20 protein-coding genes are annotated in these 19331 nt (G+C 53.0%); 16 read left to right on the forward strand and 4 right to left on the reverse strand.

The window, feature by feature from the left end; all coding sequences use genetic code 11:
• Positions 1 to 3: 3 nt before the first annotated feature.
• Positions 4 to 1806: an LTA synthase family protein gene (locus QMO62_RS04650; RefSeq protein ID WP_284638944.1), complete on the reverse strand. Its 1803-nt coding sequence runs from the start codon at positions 1804 to 1806 to the stop codon at positions 4 to 6.
• Positions 1807 to 2104: 298 nt separating this feature from the next.
• Between QMO62_RS04650 and QMO62_RS04655 the strand changes: the two genes are divergently transcribed.
• From QMO62_RS04655 to QMO62_RS04690, 8 genes are all read left to right on the forward strand, one after another.
• Entirely contained in the window at positions 2105 to 2476 is a 372-nt protein-coding gene (locus QMO62_RS04655; protein ID WP_284638945.1) for a YhjD family protein, read from the forward strand.
• The gene (locus tag QMO62_RS04660; RefSeq protein ID WP_284638946.1) at positions 2473 to 3741 is read left to right on the forward strand and encodes a DNA polymerase IV; all 1269 of its coding nucleotides are present in this window, start codon (positions 2473 to 2475) and stop codon (positions 3739 to 3741) included. The genes QMO62_RS04655 and QMO62_RS04660 overlap by 4 nt, the downstream gene beginning before the upstream one ends.
• Positions 3738 to 4235 (forward strand): YhjD family protein, encoded by a 498-nt coding sequence (locus QMO62_RS04665; RefSeq protein ID WP_284638947.1) that lies wholly within the window; start codon positions 3738 to 3740, stop codon positions 4233 to 4235. The genes QMO62_RS04660 and QMO62_RS04665 overlap by 4 nt, the downstream gene beginning before the upstream one ends.
• Before the next feature lie 243 nt (positions 4236 to 4478).
• The gene (locus tag QMO62_RS04670) at positions 4479 to 5375 is read left to right on the forward strand and encodes a hypothetical protein (RefSeq protein ID WP_284644859.1); all 897 of its coding nucleotides are present in this window, start codon (positions 4479 to 4481) and stop codon (positions 5373 to 5375) included.
• A 169-nt stretch (positions 5376 to 5544) separates the two neighbouring features.
• Positions 5545 to 5991 carry a hypothetical protein gene (locus QMO62_RS04675; RefSeq protein WP_284638948.1) on the forward strand — a complete coding sequence of 149 codons (447 nt, stop codon included), beginning with the start codon at positions 5545 to 5547 and terminating at the stop codon, positions 5989 to 5991.
• Between the two features lie 32 nt (positions 5992 to 6023).
• Positions 6024 to 6287 carry a hypothetical protein gene (locus QMO62_RS04680; protein WP_372516647.1) on the forward strand — a complete coding sequence of 88 codons (264 nt, stop codon included), beginning with the start codon at positions 6024 to 6026 and terminating at the stop codon, positions 6285 to 6287.
• 44 nt (positions 6288 to 6331) lie between these two features.
• On the forward strand, positions 6332 to 7618 hold the full coding sequence (locus tag QMO62_RS04685) for a glutathionylspermidine synthase family protein (protein WP_284644861.1): 1287 nt from the start codon (positions 6332 to 6334) through the stop codon (positions 7616 to 7618).
• Between the two features lie 11 nt (positions 7619 to 7629).
• Positions 7630 to 8064, forward strand: coding sequence for a DUF350 domain-containing protein (locus tag QMO62_RS04690; protein WP_284638949.1), 435 nt, complete (start codon positions 7630 to 7632; stop codon positions 8062 to 8064).
• A 66-nt stretch (positions 8065 to 8130) separates the two neighbouring features.
• On the opposite strand, the gene QMO62_RS04695 is transcribed toward QMO62_RS04690, so the two are convergent.
• The 3 genes from QMO62_RS04695 to QMO62_RS04700 form a co-directional block, all read right to left on the reverse strand.
• Positions 8131 to 8355: an alpha/beta-type small acid-soluble spore protein gene (locus QMO62_RS04695; RefSeq protein ID WP_284638950.1), complete on the reverse strand. Its 225-nt coding sequence runs from the start codon at positions 8353 to 8355 to the stop codon at positions 8131 to 8133.
• Positions 8356 to 8634: 279 nt separating this feature from the next.
• Positions 8635 to 8817, reverse strand: coding sequence for a putative holin-like toxin (locus QMO62_RS33375; protein WP_369699102.1), 183 nt, complete (start codon positions 8815 to 8817; stop codon positions 8635 to 8637).
• Positions 8818 to 8903: 86 nt separating this feature from the next.
• Entirely contained in the window at positions 8904 to 9029 is a 126-nt protein-coding gene (locus QMO62_RS04700; protein ID WP_284638951.1) for a hypothetical protein, read from the reverse strand.
• Between the two features lie 346 nt (positions 9030 to 9375).
• Between QMO62_RS04700 and QMO62_RS04705 the strand changes: the two genes are divergently transcribed.
• The 8 genes from QMO62_RS04705 (at position 9376) to QMO62_RS04740 (ending at position 19290) form a co-directional block, all read left to right on the forward strand.
• Positions 9376 to 10566, forward strand: coding sequence for an MFS transporter (locus tag QMO62_RS04705; RefSeq protein WP_284638952.1), 1191 nt, complete (start codon positions 9376 to 9378; stop codon positions 10564 to 10566).
• Positions 10563 to 11411 (forward strand): alpha/beta hydrolase, encoded by an 849-nt coding sequence (locus QMO62_RS04710; RefSeq protein ID WP_284638953.1) that lies wholly within the window; start codon positions 10563 to 10565, stop codon positions 11409 to 11411. The genes QMO62_RS04705 and QMO62_RS04710 overlap by 4 nt, the downstream gene beginning before the upstream one ends.
• An 80-nt stretch (positions 11412 to 11491) precedes the next feature.
• Positions 11492 to 13252 (forward strand): cache domain-containing sensor histidine kinase, encoded by a 1761-nt coding sequence (locus QMO62_RS04715; protein WP_284638954.1) that lies wholly within the window; start codon positions 11492 to 11494, stop codon positions 13250 to 13252.
• Complete coding sequence (locus QMO62_RS04720; protein WP_284638955.1) at positions 13245 to 14807, forward strand: response regulator transcription factor; 1563 nt, start codon at positions 13245 to 13247, stop codon at positions 14805 to 14807. The genes QMO62_RS04715 and QMO62_RS04720 overlap by 8 nt, the downstream gene beginning before the upstream one ends.
• Positions 14808 to 14906: 99 nt before the next feature.
• A complete protein-coding gene (locus tag QMO62_RS04725) occupies positions 14907 to 16226 on the forward strand; it encodes an ABC transporter substrate-binding protein (protein ID WP_284638956.1) in 1320 nt (439 codons plus the stop codon).
• A 190-nt stretch (positions 16227 to 16416) separates the two neighbouring features.
• Positions 16417 to 17319, forward strand: coding sequence for a carbohydrate ABC transporter permease (locus tag QMO62_RS04730; RefSeq protein WP_284638957.1), 903 nt, complete (start codon positions 16417 to 16419; stop codon positions 17317 to 17319).
• A 124-nt stretch (positions 17320 to 17443) separates the two neighbouring features.
• Entirely contained in the window at positions 17444 to 18220 is a 777-nt protein-coding gene (locus QMO62_RS04735; protein ID WP_284644862.1) for a carbohydrate ABC transporter permease, read from the forward strand.
• Positions 18221 to 18246: 26 nt separating this feature from the next.
• On the forward strand, positions 18247 to 19290 hold the full coding sequence (locus tag QMO62_RS04740) for a glycoside hydrolase family 88/105 protein (protein WP_284638958.1): 1044 nt from the start codon (positions 18247 to 18249) through the stop codon (positions 19288 to 19290).
• The last annotated feature ends 41 nt before the right edge of the window (positions 19291 to 19331 follow it).

Here is a 19331-nt window from a genome sequence, read left to right on the forward strand (position 1 = left end):
AGGTTACTTCATCATCGGCAGTGCATATTTGTTGCCGTACAGCAAATCGTATTGCACCATCTCGTAATCGCGGAGCAGCTCCTCCTGTCCGTCGCTAAGCTCGAGCAGCGGCTGCCCGCCGGCATCTACATAGACGCTGCGCGTCAATCCCGGCAGCTCCCGCTTCACCGCTTGCAGCAGCTGATAAAAAGGAGGCTGCTGCAAGCCGGCCTGCTCGAATAGGATCGGTCCGAAGAAGGACGGCGATACCGTGCCTAGGCTTTGCGCCTTCATAGGGTAATTGGCCGCAAGGAGAAGCGGAGTTTCATGCTGGAACTGCGTCCGCTCCATTTCGGATAGGCCTTCGGTTCCTTGGATATAGGTGGACTCCTCCAGCGCAGGCAGATGGTCCCCGAATACAAGCACGATCGTCGGCCGCTTCACTTCCTGAATGGAATCAATCAAATATTGAATCGCCCGGTCGGATTCCCGGATACTCTGGGCATAGCTTTCGAGCTCCTTCTTACCGGAGCCCTTCAGCCCTTTGACCGTCAGAGGATCGGCGCCTGCCACTCCTTGAATGGGCAAATGATTTTGCATCGTGACCAGATGGATGAATTGCGGCGCCTCTCCTGCGTTCAGTACATCCATCACTTGCCGGGTGGCGGCCATATCGGAAATAAATCCGTTATCCGTTAAAGTGTCTGTATAGGCGATGTTATCCTGAGTGATGAATTGATCGAAGCCGAGCACCGGATACACGCGGTTCCGGTTGTAGAAGGTTCCGTCGAACGGATGAATCGCCGTCGTTTGGTAGCCTTTGTCCTTCAGCAGGCTGACCATGGACGGGAAGCGATCGGTTTTGACCAAAAGCTGCTGATAAGGCGTTGCTCCTTGATTGATAAACGACATGGAAAGCCCTGTGAGCGCCTCGAATTCCACATTGGAGGTACCGCCGCCGTACGTAGGGGACAGCGACTTGCCTGACGGAAACCGCTTTTCATTCCGGTGCAGTCTGCTGAGTGGATCCTCACTGAAGGAGACGCCGGAGAGCCGCGTCGGATCGAACAAGGATTCGTTCATGACCAGAACGATATTCGGCTGCTCCTCCGAAGCCCCCGCAGCGGAGGCCGGATTCGTATATTTATGGAGGATCCGGTTGATCTCTTCTTCGCTGTAGCCTGCCGGCTGGCTTTGAATTTTCGCTCCTATATTTTGCAGAAAGGCGATCACAAATCCATTCATCAAATAATTTTCCCGCTGGTTCCAGTTGTGATCGACGACGCCCAGCTTGGAAAGCGGCTTGGCAAATACCGTGCTCTGTACGTGAAAGCAGGAGAATACCATGAGCGCCGCTGCGAACACACAGCCGAAACGGTAAGCCATTCCCTTTCTGGCTCTCGGAAGAAAGAACGTTGCCGTCAATAACACAACGCTCCCGGCCAGCACAGCGGTCACGATCCGCGGCGAGGCGATATCCCGGGCAATGTTCAGTATTTCCGAAAACTGCCTCAGCTGGTTTAAATCCCAGGGATAGACCGGCTCCCCCAATACCATCAGTTTATGATAATTGCCGAACGTCAAGGCGCCGATCGCCGCGGCTGCGATGCCTGCCGCGAACAGCGTATTATCGAACAAGCCGTCCAGTCCGAGAATCAGGATGAACAGAATCGCCGTCGATAGAGCATACAGCGGCATATTATCGCGCATCCAATCGATCCAGCTGTCCTCGAACGGCTTAAAGGATGCATATTGCATCGCAAGGACAAGAAGATTGGCCGTCACGAAGGAGATTCCCAGACTCCAGCCGGTTTTGAACCGCTTCATAAAGAACCTCTCCTTTCTTCGTTGAAAAAAGCAAAAGAGCCTCTGTGGTGGCAGGCTCCTCCGTCAGGTGCTATTCCGTTGACCGTTTTTTACAATTTCATTATATTTTCTTTACATTAAATTAACATGAAAATAGACTGAAAGTTTGCTGAAAGCTCAAAGAGAGCCGTTCGATTGCGTTCCGACGCTGCCGGGCGGCATTTCTTTTTGTTTCCAAAAAAATTTGCTTGCATATCGAACTTGTGTTCGGTATATAATAAAGAATACGAATACACGTTCGCAATATGGTGGTGTGATTATGAGTGGTAATCCAAGGGTTGAGACAGAAGAGGATATTCAAATCATCAAGGAATACACGCTGCTGCCTATTTTGCTGGATATGCTGGCACGAGATCTGAACGAGCTGAAGATGTATAAGGACAAGGTTGTTTATCACCATGTGATCTCTTACCTTCAAGAGGTCGAACGGTCGATTTTTCCGGAGCTGCAGGCGATCAAGAGCAGGATGAGGAAGCACAATATTCAAATTTTGAAGACGGAAATGAACGCACTGGGCATCGAGGTGGAGTATAAGGTCCGGGGCTACATTCATCATTTTCAAATGTTAAGGAGCCTGGTGAAAGCGGAGCTCATGACCTTGCTTATGGACATAAGGAGGCGGTTAACATGACCGGGAAAAGCGAAAGAACGATTTTTTTGGCGGACTGCCAAAGCTTCTACGCCAGCGTGGAGAAGGCCGACCACCCCTGGTGCAGGGAGAAGCCGGTGGTGGTGGCGGGAGACCCGGCTCTTCGCTCCGGCATTGTTCTGGCTGCCTGCCCGATCGCCAAGGAATACGGGGTCACGACAGCCGAACGTCTGGGAGCCGCGATGAACAAGTGTCCCGAGCTGGTGGTCATGCGTCCGCGCATGCAGCATTATATCGATGTGTCGCTGATGATTACGCAAATTTATAAGGAATATACGGACCTTGTGGAGATCTTCTCCATCGACGAGCAGTTTCTGGATGTAACCGGAAGCCTTCGGCTGTTCGGGGATCCCGTTACGATCGCCCGATCGATTCAGCAGAAGGTGCTGCAGCAGACGGGGATCAAGGTCAGGGTAGGGATCGGTACGAACAAGATGCTGGCGAAGCTGGCCACGGACATCTGGGCCAAGAAGAATTCTGAGGGCATTTTTACACTCAACCCGTCGGATGTGGAGGGGAAGCTCTGGAAGGAGCCGGTGAATAAAATGTTCGGCGTCGGTTCGAGAATGACGGGGCATTTTACCCGGTTAGGCATGCATACGATCGGGGATATTGCCCGCACGCCGCTGCCGCTTCTCAAGGATAAGTTCCGCAAGCGCTTCGGAAAGCAGAGCGACATCCATGCCGAGGTCATGTGGCGAACCGCGAACGGGCTCGATGATTCTCCCGTAACGCCGGGCACCTTCCTTACGCCGCCCAAGTCCGTCGGTCATATGATGACGCTGCCGAGAGACTACCTGGAGAACTCGGAGGTGGAAACGGTGCTTCTGGAGCTGACCGAGGAGGTTTGCCGCGATTGCCGCAGCAAAGGCTTTATGGGATGGGTTGTCTCCGTCAGCTGCATGTGCAGTCCGTATGAGCAGCCCACGGGGTTCTCGCGTCAGATGAAAATGCCGGACCCCACTAATCATACCAATACGGTATTTGAAGCGGCGAAGACGCTGTTCTACCGGTACTGGGACCGTATGCCGGTACGCCGGGTAGGGATTATGCTGAGCGGTCTCATCGATGATTCAGGCTATCAATTGACGCTGTTCGAGGATCAGATCAAGACGAGGGCTCTGGATAAGGCTACGGACCACATCAAGGAACGCTTCGGAAGCGCGGCGATCATCAGGGCCTCCTCGCTTCGAGCGGCAGGTCAGGCCATGATGAGGTCACAAAAAATCGGAGGTCATTATAAATGAGCAAGAAGCTCCAAGGTAACGGCCTGTGGGAATCCAGCCGCATGATGCTGCCGCAGCATAAGGAGCAGTCGATGCTGCTGAGCCATCCCAAGCCGGCAGCCGCTCCCGAACCGCCGACGCAAAAAGAGCTGGAGCTTATGCGGGACTTCATCATCTTACCGGTCGCCCTCGGTATTGTGGAGAAGAAACGAAGGGAGACGGAAATGTCCTCCCTCACCCTGAAGATCTTGTACTCGGCCGCTGCGAAGGTATTGGTTAAGAGCATCCAAGAGGATGTTCAGCAGTCGAGGAAGGCGCTCGTGGAGAAGCAGATTCGGGTCTTCGAGGATTCAAAGGACGCTTCGGAGATCGTCTATCGTTATGTGTGCCGAGGCTACGAGAACCGGTTCGTCATGACCAAGGACTACATGCGCAGCGAGGTCAGCGTCAGGATCGAACGTTATGTAAGAAATCTGGCATCTGCTCTGCAGGAGGTCAATCGAAAGCCGTCCTAATCGGGCGGCAGCCCGTCTAATGCTAAGTCATTGGGCGGGCTTTTTTGTCACGAAATAGACACAAGTGTCTTGGCGGGTGTGAGGGAAATCACAGGAGAGAGCAGAATGGAATAAGTAAAATAAAGGAAAGCTAAACGAATCTATGGTCTAGAGAGAGTAGGAAGTCATATGTTGAATGTTTTCCAAGGTATGTACACGCACGTCAAATGGTTTACCGGAGCGGGTAAGGAGTTTCCACTGCCGATGGCCGAGGTCATTACCCCCGGCTTCTTATTCTGGCTGGGCGTGACGCTGGTCGGCCTGCTCGGCTCCACGATCTTTAACGAGCCGCTGCAGCGTATCAAGCTGGTAGAACGGGTGCATCGCTTCCTTGACAGGCTGAAGCCGTATGAAACGCTGATCCTGCGGATCGGCCTGGGAGCGGGTTTGCTGCTGCAGCTCGTCACCGGCACCTTCCTTGCGCCGGAGCTGGCGGCCGATGCGGCCTGGATCAAAGTCGTCTTGATTGTTGCGTTCATGGGGCTGCTCCATCGGCGTTTGCTGGCGGTCAGCGGGCTGGCTATCGGAGTGTTGTACGTATATGCATTAGCCCGTTACGGCGTATTCCACGGGCTCGATTATTTGTTCTTCGCCGGCATCGTCTATTACCTGCTGGTGGCTGAGACGCGCTGGAGACCGACAGCCACACCGGTTCTGTATCTGTTTACCGGGCTGTCGCTCGCCTGGGTCGGGCTGGAGAAGATGACGCTGCCGCAGCTGGCCTATGACATTATGCACGAGTTCCACATTCCGACCTTCGGCTTTAGCGTGGAGGATTTCGTACTGATCAGCGCCTTCATCGAGCTGGGTCTCGCGTGGACGTTTATTGTCGGCATCCTGAACCGGTTTATCTCGATCCTGGTCACCTTGGTGTTTATCACAACCACGACGGTGTTCGGCTTCACGGAGATCGTCGGTCATACCATCGTGCATACGCTGCTCATTTTGTTTCTTATTGAAGGTGAAGGCACGTTCGTTACGCCGTTCCGATTTCACCGTTCCCTGGTGCTGCGTTCACTGTTCGTGCTTGTGAACTTCTGTGTGCTGCTGTTCGGCCTGATGGCCATTTACATTGCCATGGGGCATCAAGCAGGGGCTTGAGCTTGGCTTGGCTGAAGAAGACAGTTCCGCCGTAAGCGGGACTGTCCTTTTTTTTGTGCTAAAGTATCCCGTGAAAATGGGACCTTCGTCCTGCGCATCCTTTTTCCAGAAAGTGCGTATTAATGTTTACGTTCATTGATCATGAGATTCATAGGAAGGAGCAACGCGCGTGGTACGACTCGAGTATCGGCATTATCGTGAAGGCAGCTCGGAATTTCCGGTGCTGTATTACTATCATGGCATCGGACGGGATGAGGTGGCTCTTCGATTTGCCTGCGATTATTTCGTCAAGGGAAGTAAGGTGTATGAAAAAACCTCTTGTGCCGTGGAACCCGGCTGTTATATCGTGTATGTGAAAGAGGCCGAGGATGAGCGTGTCATGTTCTGGCCGGTTCCGGCCGGATTGCCTCATGGCGTGCATGCCGAGCTGCGCGAATATCGCGACGGCGTCGCGGATTATCGGCTGGTCGAGACATACAGCTTCAAGGACACGCTCGAGATGATGCTGCACCTTCAGGCGAATTATTTGTATGCGGAGGGCAGAGAGTGGTCGCGCACCTCCACCGAGATCGATGAGGACCGGAAGACGTATGTCATTTATGCCGAACCGGTTTAGCGGATGCAGAATAGTGAGGGGAGTGGCGAGAGTTGGAACAGCAGATAGCAGGTAGAACGCGCAAGGTGATGTCGCTGTTCGTCGCAACGGCGCTCATGCTGGGAACGACGGCCTGCTCCGACAGGGATTGTGTGGACAATAACCGCGACGGCTACTGCGACAATACGGGGGGAAGCTCCTCGGGAGGTTATTATGGGGGCACCGGCTCCAGCTATAGCTCCAAGAGCAAATCTTCCTCGGGGATTACCAGCGGCTCCAAAGGCGGCATTGGCAGCAGCGGGTCCAGCTCAAGCTAGCCAGCTTGCGAGATACGCAGTCGAAGGAGGCTAAGTGGCCATTGATGACGAAGAAGGAAAGCCACGCTGCTTCCTCCTATCGGGAGCTTCGGGACAGCCTCTACGGGCCTCTGCGGGAGGAAGGCGTGTTTACCTGGGATACGATGTATGGAGAGGAATATGCCCTTCCCGGCCTGGTCCGATTGGAGCCGGGGCAGCTGACAAGCTTGCGGACGGCGGCGGAAGCGCTTGGACGCGTCTATGCAAAGACCGTACAGATCGTTCAGCAAGGCGAGGAGGCGCTGCTGCTTGAGCTCGGGCTGCCGGAAGCGGCAATCGGGACGATCCGTCGGCGGTATGACGAGTCGGTGCCGACGCTGATCGGCCGCTTCGACTTCGCCCTGACGCCGAAAGGGCCGAAGATGCTCGAGTTCAACAGCGACACGCCCACCGGGATCGTGGAAGCATTCTACGTGAACGGGCGTGTATGCGAGTGGTACGGCGAAGAGGATCCGAACGCGGGCTGCAGCGAGCGACTGACGCAGGCGTTCAGCCGGATGCTGCAGCTGTACAGGGCTGCGGGGCAGCCGGTGGAGCGGGTGGTGTTCAGCGCCCTCGATTGGCATGAGGAGGATGCGGGGACGACTCGCTACCTGATGAGGGCTTCGGGGATTCCCGGAGCGGAGTTTGTTCCGCTGGAGGAGCTGCGGGTAGACGGCGACCTGCTGTGGGCGCCGTGTACGGCGGACGAGGGCCGGATGCAGCCGGTTGACGTGCTGTATCGGCTGCATGCGCTGGAGAAGCTGGCGTATGAGCGGGACACGGACGGCTATCCGACGGGCGAGCATGTGCTGCAGCTCATTGCGGACGGCCGACTGGCGATTATCAACCCGCCGTCGGGCTTCGCCGCGCAAACCAAAGCGCTGCAGGCCCTCATCTGGAGCCTGCACGAGGCCGGGGAGTTTTTCACGGAAGAGGAGCATGCGGCCATCGCCGCTTATATGCTGCCCACGTATTTGGAGCCGGGCTTCGAGGCGGGCAGCTCGTACGTCGCGAAGCCGATCCTCGGGCGTGAGGGCAGCGGAGTGACGATCTTCGAGGCCGCGGGCGTTTCCGAGCGCAGCGAGGAAGAGGAATACAGGGATCAGCCGATGGTGTATCAGCAATATGCCGAGCTGCCGGAGATCGAGGTGGAGACCGCAAACGGGCCGTTCCGGGGCCGGCTGCTGTGGGGGTGCTTTTTGATCGATGGGCAGGCTTCAGCCGTTGTTGCCAGGGTCGGAGGCAAAATTACTAGCAATATGTCATATTATTTACCGTCGGCGGTGCGCGGGCGAGTTATTGATTCTTAGGGGGTATACCTTTGGCACAGTGGAGCTCGATCTTGAATTTTCTCATTTACTTAGGAGTCACCCTGCCGCTTGTCGGCGTGGGCATTCTGTTCTTCAATCTGGTGACTCCGTACAACGAATTTCGTCTCATTCGGGACGGCGGTGACGTAAGCGATCCGGTGAAGGTAGCGGCAGGGAGGGCTGCGGCGTATGATCTGGGAGGGAAAATCCTGGGGCAGGTGCTGGTGCTGGCTTCCGCCGTCTACCATTCGGTCGGCTTCCTGGATTTGATCGTATGGGGGCTGATCGGCGTAGCGTTCCAAATTATTGTGTTCTATGTGTTCGAGCTGCTGACCCCGTTTAAAGTGCTGGCTGAAATTCCGAAGGGCAACATTTCCGTAGGGATGTTCTCCTGCTTCTTGAGTGTGGCGTCCGGGCTGCTGATGGCCTCTCTGATCAGCTATTAATCATGCAACGTGACAAATCCCCAATGGCTTCAAGCGAAGCCGTTGGGGATTTGTTGGATTGCCTGATTAGAAGCGATTGCCGGCGAGCTGCTGCTCGGCGATTTGAACCAGGCGGCGTGTAATGTGACCACCGATAGCGCCGGTGTCGCGAGTAGCCATGTAGCCGTAGTACCCGTCTTGCGGGATTTGGATGCCCAGCTCTTGAGCAACCTCGTACTTCAGTTGATCGAGCGCGCGGGATGCCTGTGGTACCACCAATGTGTTGCTGCTTCTGGATTGTCCTTGTGCCATGATAATCATTCCTCCTGATTAAGTGATTTGATTACCCAGTAACGTTATGATAACCAATCATCCCAGGAATATGCATGACTAGAAAAAAGAAAACGGGAGCCGCCGCCGCAGAGGAAGGAATGGCTGATTGAAATGGGAGGGATGCTTGTGGTAAAATGAGGGTAATATAAAAACGCCATAGATGCGGCTAACATCTACGGCGGCACACCGGTCCGCTGTAAGGGCGGTGGCAATCAGACGTTGGATTAAGAATAGACCGCGGCCTGTCGCAAGGGCGGTCTATTTCCTTTTATGGAAAGAGAGGACCAGCACCACCAATGTCGCGAATGAAATCATTAGCGTTAATGTTTGGTACACCTCCATGGCATCACCTCCTCTACGCCCGGGAACGGCTTGTCCCTTAAGCGTTACGGTGGAGTGCCACCACCCTTGCAGCGCCTTATTCCGTTGTACATTTTCCATTATATCACATAAGTGTTCGTATAAAAAGGCGAACAGAGAAAATAAGCTCCGCGTCCTAGCTTCAGGATCACGGAGCTTTTTTTGTATTACTTCATCGCGAGGTATACGGCCAGCAGCAGCAAGACAATCAGAGCAATCCAAATGGACCACGTATTTCGGGAGGAGGATTTGGACTCAGGCGCCGACACAGGCGCATCCCTTGAATGACTCACCAGCTCCCCGCAATACTTGCACATTAAAGCTTCATCCGTAAGTTTCTCGTTACAGCGCGGACATAATTTCACTGACATAAGCATCACCCGCCATCTGAAGGAGATGTATACTTCCGTCTTGCTGTTTTATAGGTATGTGTCACAAAATTGTTATATTGATATGGAATGTCGAACGATGGACGGGCGATTAATGCTTTGAAGGGAAGGAGCCTATAGTTTCCTTCCCAAGCGATATAAGCTCATAAGCGGGACATATCATGCCAAAAACCGGCATTCCCGATGCCGGAGACCCTTTTACGCTAGTTGGCAATTGCAGAAGCCGATGGAATAATAAGTACAATACCATATGCTGGGGGGAGATGGTCGGGTGAATCGAAACGTCATGGTCTTGGCTTTATTTTATGCTTTCATTTATATGAGTACGGGGGCGTTCTCTTCCTATATCGGCGTTTATTTTGCAGCGGAGGGCATTGGGCATGGGCACGTCGGCATTCTTACCTCGATTGGGGCCGTTGTAGGCATGGTGGCTCAGCCGTGCTGGGGCCTTCTCAGCGACCGGTCGAAATACAAGAATCACGTACTGATGGTATGTACCTTGCTATCCGCAGCACTCGTGTGGTTCGTCCCCTGGGCGGGAACGCTGTTCGTACCCTTGCTCGTTGCAATGGCGCTGTTTAGCGTGTTTCAAGCGGCGATCAATCCGCTAAGCGACGCTATCACGCTGGAATTAGCCTCTAAAGGCGTGGTACGGTTCACTACCATTCGCACGATCGGCTCGGTAGGCTATGCTTTTATTTCTGTTGTTGCGGGCTGGTTGTTCGCCCGGGACATCCATTCGATTTTCCTAGTGACCTCCCTTATTTTGTTCGGCTGCTTTCTGCTCTCCATGGGGATTCCCCCGGTGGCCGGACATCAAAGCGGGAAGAAGAAAGTAAGCCTGATCGAAATCTTTAAGAATAAGCAGCTTGTCGTCTTGTATGCTTACACCCTGGTTATGGCCACCACGTTCGGGTTCTTTCTGGCCTTTCAGGCGATTTACAGCAAAGAGCAGGGGATCAGCATGGAGCTGATCGGGCTTGGGCTGGCGATAGGCTCCTTCAGCCAATTTCCATTCATGATCTTTTTTCAGCGCATTTACCAACGGTTCGGGATTCGGAACATTCTGCTCGTCTCCGGTCTCGTTCATGCGTTACGCTGGATTTTGTACGCTTACGCTTTATCGCCGGCAACGGTTTTGCTGACCTGGATGCTGCACGGCGGCACGTATATTCTCTTTTACTTATGCTTGGCCGAATATGTAAACACGCATGTCATGAAGGAGCTGAAAGCGACAGGGCAAATGCTCAACTCGGTGATCCAGCTGGGAGTCGGCCGAATCATAGGGGGCATGCTCGGAGGCTTATACGCCGCAAAGTTCGGTTTCCAATCCAGTTTTGTTGTCTGCTTCACGGTCAGTATGCTGTCGATGGCCTTTTATTACGGCATCACCCGGCAGAAGAAGATACCCCAATGTTTGGAAAAGGATGTTGCCCAATGAAAAGTGTTGAATTCGAATGGAAATCGGCGGATGGAGTCCGCCTGTTCGGGTGCGGATGGCGGGCTGACGATAAAAGCGAGGTCAAAGGGGTCGTAAGTATCGTCCATGGAATGGGGGAGCATTCCGGACGTTACGTAGAGGCGGCTGAAGCGCTCACAGCGGCGGGCTATGCTGTCCTTGCGGCGGACCAGCGCGGTCACGGCAAAACCGAAGGCAGGCGAGGGCACATCCCGTCCTATGAAGCGTTATTAGAAGGTGTGGACCTCTTGCTTAAGGAAGCCAGGCAGCGTTATCCCGGTGTACCTTGCTTTCTCTACGGACATAGTATGGGAGGCAATGTGGTCCTCAATTATTTGATCCGGCGTAAGCCGGCATTAAGCGGAGCCATCGCAACGGGCCCCTGGCTGAAGCTCGCTTTTGAGCCTTCCGCCAAGGATTTGATGCTGGGTCGGATCATGGACCGAATCTATCCTCAATTCACGAGTCATCGTCCCTCGGCTGTGGAGAAATTGACAAGCGATCCCGAAGCGGCGAGAAAAATTACCGAGGATCCGCTCGGACACCGCTATATAACGGCAAGATGTTTCTTTAGTCTTCTTCGCGGCGGACGGTACGCCTTGGAGCATGCCGCGGAGATCACGGTTCCCGTGCTGCTGCTTCACGGCAGCGAGGACAGCGTGACTTCCCTTTCGGCAAGCAGGTCGTTCGCTGAGAGTATGGGCGATCTGTGTACGTTTAAAGAGCTTGCAGGGTATCGTCATGAATTGCATAACGAGCTTTACCGGCAGCAAGTATTTCATTTGATGCTGACGTGGCTGGAGAGGGCCGGCGAGCGAAACGCTTAACCCAGCTTTTCAAGGTTGACCGTCATCCGCTCCTGATGCCATAATCTATTTACCATACTTGGCAAAGGGGGCATCGTACTATGGGTCTGCGCTTCGTCATCGACGCTTACCGGCATATGAAAATAAAAAACAAGCTCTCTCTGCTGATCACCTTCAGTATTGCGGCATCGCTGGCCTTTACGGTGCTGGTGCAGCAGTACGCATTTTCGATATACGATGAACAAATCTATGATAAATCCTCTCGGGTGCTCAATCTGTCTTCCTCCGCGATTGAAACGGAGCTCAAGCGGCTTGAGCAGCTGTCCTACAACATCATTGCCGATGAGCAGATTCAGGGCTGGCTCACCTCACTGCGGGATAACCCTTCCGAGTATGACCGGCTGATCATACGTCAGTTTTTGATCGACCGCTTATTCAGCTATACGGGCTCCGAACAGTATTTATACTCCATCCAGATCATCGATTCCCGAGGGACGGAACATGAAGGCGGTAACATTCTGAAATTCGATCCGGAAAAAAAGCGGGACATGATGGAGATCGCTTCGAACGCCCAGGGGGAAAACCGCTGGATTTATCCGGACAAACAGGACCCGGCATTAATCTCAGCCCGATCGATCCGTTCGTTTCATAAGAGCAATTTCGATCTCGACTATTTAGGAACGCTGCTCATTCGCATCAATGTGGATAAAATCGTACGGGATCTTGCTTCCGAGGATGGGGACTTGATGCTCGTTTCGGGCAGCAATGTGATTTTTCCAAGAACGCCTGCCTTTGATGCCGCTCAATTGGCGGGGACGATGGCTTCAGGCAAACGTTACATGATCGATCAAATCGACGGAGAACAATACTTTATTGCCCAAATCCGTTCTCCCCACACGGGCTGGACCTACCTTAACATTACGCCGTTCAACCAAATCTTCAACCAGATTGTATTTATTAAGGAATTGGTCATCTTTGTATACATTGGTATATTTCTCGTTGTGATTATCCTTGGTGTCCGCCTTGCCTACAGCTTGACCCGCCCGATCTACGATCTGATGGGACGCATGAAGCTGGCGGAGAAGGGGAATTTCGAGGAGGCCAATTTGCTTTCTCCGGGCGACAAGGTGTCCAAGGACGAAATCGGCCTGCTGCAGCGGAGCTTCCGCTTCATGATCGAACGGATTAATTTGCTGATCAAAGAGAATTACGCGAATCGCCTCTTGGTCAAAGAAACCGAATTTAAAGCGCTTCAGTCTCAGATCAACCCCCATTTTCTGTACAATACGCTGGAATCCATCAATTGGATGGCCAAGGTAAACCGCCAGGCCAAAATTTCGGAAATGGTGGAGGCTCTTGCCTTTTTGTTACGTAATGCAGTGGATTTGAAAAAGCCGATCATCACACTGGGCGAGGAGCTGGATATCGTGCGAAGCTATGTGACGATCCAGCAGACACGGTTCGAGGAAAGGCTTGTCTTTCGCATGGATGTTCCTGAACCGCTGCTAGGTACGCCGATCCCTAAGCTGACCTTGCAGCCGCTGCTGGAGAATGCGATCCATTACGCTTTGGAGCCGACGATTGAGCCGTGTGAAATTTCAATCACGGGCTGGGAATCCGATGGAACGGTGTTTCTGGCCGTCGAGGATACCGGTCCCGGAGTACCTCGGGACATCCTGAATAAAATTCGAAACGGAGAAGTCCGAACGAAGGGCACCGGCATCGGTCTGCTCAATATTGACGAGCGGATCAAGATCACCTTCGGCGAAGCCTACGGCGTCCAAACGGACGAGAACGTCGAACGCGGGGCCCGCATGATGATCGCACTGCCGCGAGAAACGGAGGAGTTCAAAGATGTATAAGATCATGCTGGTAGATGATGAAAGGATTATTCTTGATGGGATTTCGCAGATGGTGGAGTGGGCATCTCTACAAACCGAGCTGGTCGGGACGGCGAGAAACGGGGTAGAAGCCTACGAGCGTATAAAGGAAAGTGCTCCCGACATTGTCATCAGCGACATTCGGATGCCGGGGATGGATGGGCTCGAGCTGGTGGAGCGTGTGAACGCTACCCATCCTCATGTCCGTTTCGTGCTCTTGTCGGGTTTCGGCGAGTTTGATTATGCGAGCCGGGCGATGCAGTACGGTGTCCGGCACTACTTGCTGAAGCCGACCAACGAGGAGAAAATCGGAGAAGCGCTTAAGGAGATTGTGGCGGAGCTCGAACAGGAGAAGAGCAAGGAATCCTTCGTGCAGAGCATGCGGGAGGAGCTGAACAAGGTGATGCCGCATGTGAAGGAGCAGTTCCTGAAGGAGTTTGTGACCAACAAAACGTATGGAAACCGGGATTGGGACTACTACCGCAGCCTCTTCCGGCTCGACTTCGATTACCGGGTTCGGTTGCTGCTGTTCCAGCTGGAAGGCAGCTTCGAGTTTGAGCATCTGTTTGCCATTAAGAATATTGCTCAGGATTTGCTGCATAACCCGCTGCTCACTACAACGATAGGCGACCACGTGCTCATCGTACTTGAAGATACGGGGGAACCGGACCAACTTCAGGAGCGAATCTATGAGGTGCGCGAAATTTTTCAGAAGTATTATAAAATGGACGCCACCATCGCACTGAGTGAGCCGAATCATATTATTAAGGCGAGAAGCTTGTACAAGGAAACGCTGCAGCTGCTGAATTACCGGTTTTATTTGGGCGAAGGAAGCTTAATAACCCGAAAGGATACGGCCGTGTCGCAAACGGCTGCCGTCAAGGAGCTGGTCTTCGATGAGGAGCGGCTTACGATGACGGTGAAATCCGGTCATAAGGAAGAAGCGGCGGCGGTATTGGAGGAGCTGATCCAAGGGTTAAAGGATGCGCAGCTCGACATCAACGTGACGAAGTCGTACGTCATCCAGCAATTCGTCTCTCTGGTAAGACAGTGCGACCCGGAAGAAATGAACGATTACTTTAAGAAGATTCCCCTCATTGTGGAAATGAATACGCTGCAATCGATTCAAGCGTTCCTGGAGGATGCGGTGGCCCAAATGACGGCCAAATTTTATGATCAGAACAAGGTCAAAATCAGCGCCATCGTCCGCAAAGTGATCGATATTATCGACGGGCAGCTTGGCAATTCCGAGCTTTCTCTCAATTGGGTCGCTCATGAGATGTTATATATGAACGCCGATTATTTAGGCAAACTGTTTAAGAAGGAAACGGGAGAGAAGTTCTCCAATTACGTCATGAAGACGAGAATCAAGAAAGCGACGGAGTTGATTTCGCAGGAGGCGGACATTAAGATTTTCGAGCTGGCCGAACGGTTGGGGTTTGGGGATAACCCGCAATATTTCAGCCAGGTTTTCAAGAAATACACCGGTTCGACACCATCCGAATATATGAAGTCCTCGGAAACCTCTGCTTTTTAAACAAAAGCATCGGTAATTTGAATTCACCTTACCTCCTATTGAACGGATAATAAGAGATGTAACGCTAACCTGCAACAAACCAATAGGGGAGGAATACAGATGAGAAAAGCGCTAGCAACGGTTCTGTCGGCGGCAATGCTTCTTACGGCATGCGGCGGTGCAGCTGACACGAAGAGCTCCGGTTCCGGAACAAACGGGGGTACGGCTCCGGCAGCAGAAGGAAAGAAGGAGCCGGTAACCCTTCGGGTAGCCTGGTGGGGAGGACAATCCCGTCACGACTATACGCTGAAAGTGATCGAACTGTACAAGCAGAAAAACCCGCACGTAAAAATCGAAACGGAATATGCGGCGTTCGACGATTACTGGAAGAAGCTTGCTCCGCAGGCTGCGGCCAACGGACTTCCTGACGTATTCCAAATGGATATCTCCTACCTCTCGCAGTACGGGGAAAGAAATCAGCTGGAGGATCTGGAGCCTTATACCAAGAACGGTCTTATTAATGTAAAAGATATCAGCGAGAACAACCTGTCCGGCGGTAAGGTCGGCGGCAAGCTGGTAGCGATGAACCTGGGCTCCAACGTGCTGGGCTCGACCATAGATCCTCAGATGCTGAAGGATGCCGGAGTGACTCTTAAGCAGGACTGGACGTTCGCCGATTGGGAAGAGGTAGCTTCCAAGCTGAAGTCCAAAGGCAAAATGATCGCAGCGGATCTGCGTCATGACGTGTACTTCCCGTTCTATCTGAGAGGACAAGGGCAGAAGATGTATGCAGCGGACGGCGCATCCTTGGGCTACGCCGATGACAAGCCGTTTATCGATTTCTACACAATGTACCAAAAATGGTATGATGCCGGCTATCTGCTCCCACTAGACAAGCTTGCACAGAAGAAGGGCACGCCGGAAGACGATGAGATGGTTATGGGTAATGCCGCTTCCTCCAACGGCTGGTCGAACCAGTACATCCTGGCGGCCAACGCAGCGAAGCGTCCGCTGGAGATTCATCCGGTACCGGGCTGGAGCCAGAATAAGGCGCTGTACCTGAAGCCGAGCATGTACTTCTCCATCGCCAAATCGTCCAAGGTGAAGGAAGAAGCAGCGAAGTTCGTGGATTTCTTCCTGAACGATATTGAAGCGAACAAGATTATCAAGGGCGAGCGCGGCGTACCGGTTTCGTCCAAGGTGAAGGACGCGCTCATGCCGGATCTTACGCCGGAGCAGAAGAAGGTATTCGAATATGTCGCTTGGGCGGAGAAGAACAGCTCCCAGATGGATCCTCCGAATCCAGTGGGCGCAGTAGAGGTAGATAAGCTCCTCAAGGATACGGTAGAGCAAATTCTGTATAAGAAGCTGTCTGTACAGGACGCTGCGGCGAAATTCCGCAAGGATGCCAATGCGATCTTGGCCAAAAACAAGAAATAAGCTGTCTTAAGGGAGCCAGGCTTCGTCAATGACGAGCCTGGCTTTTCTATGCTCAAGCGGGTGGATGCAGACCTCGGTTAATTAAACAAAGACAACGGTTTTTTGCCTTCATGACGCGGGTGATCCTTACTATAATTACCTTATAGCACAGCAATGTAGATAAAATTTTCGTTTAGGGGTTGAAGCTATCATGTCGAAGCTGCGGGATCACGACAACCTGGTCGGGTATATCTTTGCATCGCCGTTCATACTCGGGTTTCTGATTTTCACCATGTACCCGATCTTCTCATCGCTCTATTATTCGTTTACGGACTACAATCTGTTCGAGGCGCCCCGTTGGATCGGCCTTGATAATTACGAGAAAATGTTCACCGGGGACGATAAATATTGGAAGTCCGTTCAGGTTACCTTCACTTACGTGCTCGGCAGCGTTCCGCTGCGTCTGGCCTTCGCGCTGGCGGTCGCCATGCTTCTGAACAAAGCAATGATGGGCATCGGGTTGTATCGCTCCTCGTACTACCTGCCGTCTCTTATCGGGGGCAGCGTCGCGGTTGCCATCATGTGGACCCAAGTGTTCGGGGACAAAGGCTTGCTCAACTCCGCTCTGGCTCTGATAGGCATTCATACAAGCACCTCTTGGATCGGCAGTCCCGATACGGCGCTTTGGACGCTCATTGCTCTATCGGTATGGCAGTTCGGCTCTTCGATGCTAATCTTCCTCGCCGGGCTCAAAAACATCCCGCAATCGTATTACGAGGCGGCCAGTGTGGACGGCGCGAACCGGGTGCATCAATTTTTCAAAATTACGCTTCCGCTGCTCAGTCCGATCATTCTGTTTAATCTGATCATGCAGACGATCTCGGCCTTCATGACGTTCACACCGGCTTATATTATTTCCCGGGGCGAAGGCGGGCCACTGGATAATACGCTGCTCTATTCCTTGTATTTGTACCGCCGGGCGTTCCAGTTCTACGAAATGGGTTATGCGTCCGCCATGGCATGGGTGATGCTGATCCTTATCGGACTCATCGCGCTGCTGCTGTTCCAAACCTCCAAGTATTGGGTTCATTACGAAGCGAAAGGGGATCGTTAAGATGGCTGTCAGCAAACCAATCAACACATCGGCGGCACCGGGCGTATCGGTTCCCCGCAGCTCCATCGGCAAAAAGCTCAAGCCGTTTCTGTACCACCTTATCGTAGGCGGTCTTGCGCTGATCATGATTTATCCGATACTTTGGCTCATTTCGAGCTCTTTAAAGCCGAACGATGAGATCTTCACGACGGCATATAACCTCATTCCAAGCCGAATCGCTTGGGAGAATTACCAGACCGGCTGGAAGGGCTTCGCGGGGAATACGTTCGCGACCTTCTTCAAAAACTCGCTTTATATCGTTATTGTTTCCACGATCGGCGCTGTAGCCAGCTCGGCTCTTGTGGCTTATGCGTTCGCCCGGATTCCGTTCGCCGGGAAAAATTTCTGGTTTGCCTGCATGATGATGACGATGATGCTGCCGCATGACGTAACGATCATCCCGCAGTATGTCATGTTCGCCAAAATGAACTGGCTCGCTTCCTTTAAGCCGGTCATTGTTCCGCAGTTTTTCGCCGTACCGTTCTTCATCTTCCTGATCATGCAGTTCATCCGGACTATACCTGCGGAGCTGGACGAGGCGGCGAAGATGGATGGCTGCAGCAAGTACACGATCTTCTTCCGGGTCATCGTTCCGCTGATCGCTCCGGCGCTGATCACTTCTACCATCTTCTCGTTCTACTGGAGATGGGATGATTTCATCAACCCGCTGCTTTATTTGAACAAACCGGAGCTGTACCCGGTCTCGCTTGCCCTCAAGCTGTTCCTTGACGGAGAATCCCTGAACAACTGGGGCGGCATGTTCGCTATGGCAACCTTATCGCTTGTTCCCATTTTTATCGTATTCTTCGTATTCCAGCGTTATATAGTAGAGGGTATTAGCACCAGCGGTTTGAAAGGATAATCAACATGAGAGGAGATGTACCGGAAATGCCGAAGCTAGTGTTTGACGAAGATGTAATCAAAACGACAATCGACCGGGTTGTAGACCGAACGTTCCGTATGGATTTCAGCTGGGACTGGCCAGGCGGTGTCGCCTTCTATGGGGTTTGTGAGGCTTATGCCGCCACAGGCAAAGAAGAGTATTTGACAAAGCTGAAGGCATGGGTCGACGAAAATATGGAGGACGGTCTGCCGAAGCTATCGGTTAACGCCGTATCCATCGGTCATTCGCTCTTGACCCTTTACGAAGTGTATAAAGAAGAGAAGTATCTCGATACGGTGAAGGAAATGGCGGAATTTTTGACGAACGAAGCAGAGCGCTTCGGGGACGGGATCTTCCAGCATACCGTCAATTCCGAGTCCTATAACTTCCCGGAGCAGGCATGGGTGGATACGATGTTTATGGCCGGCTACTTCCTCCTGAGGGTAGGGGCGCTGCTGAAGCGGGACGACTACTTCGAGGACGGCCTGAAGCAGTATCACGGCCATGAGAATTGTCTTCAGGATTCGGTGACGAATCTGTACTACCACGGCTGGGACAACCTGGCACAGAACAACATGTCCGCCATTCACTGGGCGAGAGGCAACTCCTGGGCGGCGCTGACGATGGCTCGCGCGCTGAACCTGGTGCCGGTAACCCACCCGTCGTTCATGCTTATCGACGGCAGCCTTCGCGATCAACTGAGCGCGCTGGTGCGCTTGCAGCATGAGTCGGGCTTGTGGCACACCATTGTCGATGATCCAACATCTCCATTGGAGACATCGGGCTCGGCCGGTATTGCCACGGCGCTGATGACGCGCGGACGCATTTACAATAAGTATACTCAGCGCTCAATCGACGGTATGTTGGCCCGCATTACCGAGGACGGCACCGTTACCGGAGTTTCGGCAGGCACGGCTGTCATGAATGACGCTGCAGGCTACAAAGGTGTGCCGGACAAGCGCATTCAAGGCTGGGGACAAGGCTTGACGCTGGTTTTCCTTGCCGAGGTGCTGAATGCGAAGAAAAATTTGTTCGGCAATGGCTGCTAAGGCAGCGTTATAAGAAAATCCCGCTACCTTCGATGAAGTTC

This window comes from Paenibacillus silviterrae, from assembly GCF_030167925.1.
Lineage (GTDB): Bacteria > Bacillota > Bacilli > Paenibacillales > NBRC-103111 > Paenibacillus_G > Paenibacillus_G silviterrae.

What these genes read in the sequence shown, in the direction of transcription:
- QMO62_RS04650 (WP_284638944.1), bottom strand. Translation starts at nt 1,806, where the DNA reads ATGAAGCGGTTCAAAACCGGCTGGAGTCTGGGAATCTCCTTCGTGACG.
- QMO62_RS04740 (WP_284638958.1), top strand. Translation starts at nt 18,247, where the DNA reads ATGCCGAAGCTAGTGTTTGACGAAGATGTAATCAAAACGACAATCGAC.
- QMO62_RS04695 (WP_284638950.1), bottom strand. Translation starts at nt 8,355, where the DNA reads ATGGCACAAGGACAATCCAGAAGCAGCAACACATTGGTGGTACCACAG.
- QMO62_RS04660 (WP_284638946.1), top strand. Translation starts at nt 2,473, where the DNA reads ATGACCGGGAAAAGCGAAAGAACGATTTTTTTGGCGGACTGCCAAAGC.
- QMO62_RS04710 (WP_284638953.1), top strand. Translation starts at nt 10,563, where the DNA reads ATGAAAAGTGTTGAATTCGAATGGAAATCGGCGGATGGAGTCCGCCTG.
- QMO62_RS04715 (WP_284638954.1), top strand. Translation starts at nt 11,492, where the DNA reads ATGGGTCTGCGCTTCGTCATCGACGCTTACCGGCATATGAAAATAAAA.
- QMO62_RS04735 (WP_284644862.1), top strand. Translation starts at nt 17,444, where the DNA reads ATGATTTATCCGATACTTTGGCTCATTTCGAGCTCTTTAAAGCCGAAC.
- QMO62_RS04670 (WP_284644859.1), top strand. Translation starts at nt 4,479, where the DNA reads ATGGCCGAGGTCATTACCCCCGGCTTCTTATTCTGGCTGGGCGTGACG.
- QMO62_RS04725 (WP_284638956.1), top strand. Translation starts at nt 14,907, where the DNA reads ATGAGAAAAGCGCTAGCAACGGTTCTGTCGGCGGCAATGCTTCTTACG.
- QMO62_RS04705 (WP_284638952.1), top strand. Translation starts at nt 9,376, where the DNA reads ATGCTGGGGGGAGATGGTCGGGTGAATCGAAACGTCATGGTCTTGGCT.
- QMO62_RS33375 (WP_369699102.1), bottom strand. Translation starts at nt 8,817, where the DNA reads ATGGAAAATGTACAACGGAATAAGGCGCTGCAAGGGTGGTGGCACTCC.
- QMO62_RS04665 (WP_284638947.1), top strand. Translation starts at nt 3,738, where the DNA reads ATGAGCAAGAAGCTCCAAGGTAACGGCCTGTGGGAATCCAGCCGCATG.
- QMO62_RS04720 (WP_284638955.1), top strand. Translation starts at nt 13,245, where the DNA reads ATGTATAAGATCATGCTGGTAGATGATGAAAGGATTATTCTTGATGGG.
- QMO62_RS04655 (WP_284638945.1), top strand. Translation starts at nt 2,105, where the DNA reads ATGAGTGGTAATCCAAGGGTTGAGACAGAAGAGGATATTCAAATCATC.
- QMO62_RS04685 (WP_284644861.1), top strand. Translation starts at nt 6,332, where the DNA reads ATGACGAAGAAGGAAAGCCACGCTGCTTCCTCCTATCGGGAGCTTCGG.
- QMO62_RS04730 (WP_284638957.1), top strand. Translation starts at nt 16,417, where the DNA reads ATGTCGAAGCTGCGGGATCACGACAACCTGGTCGGGTATATCTTTGCA.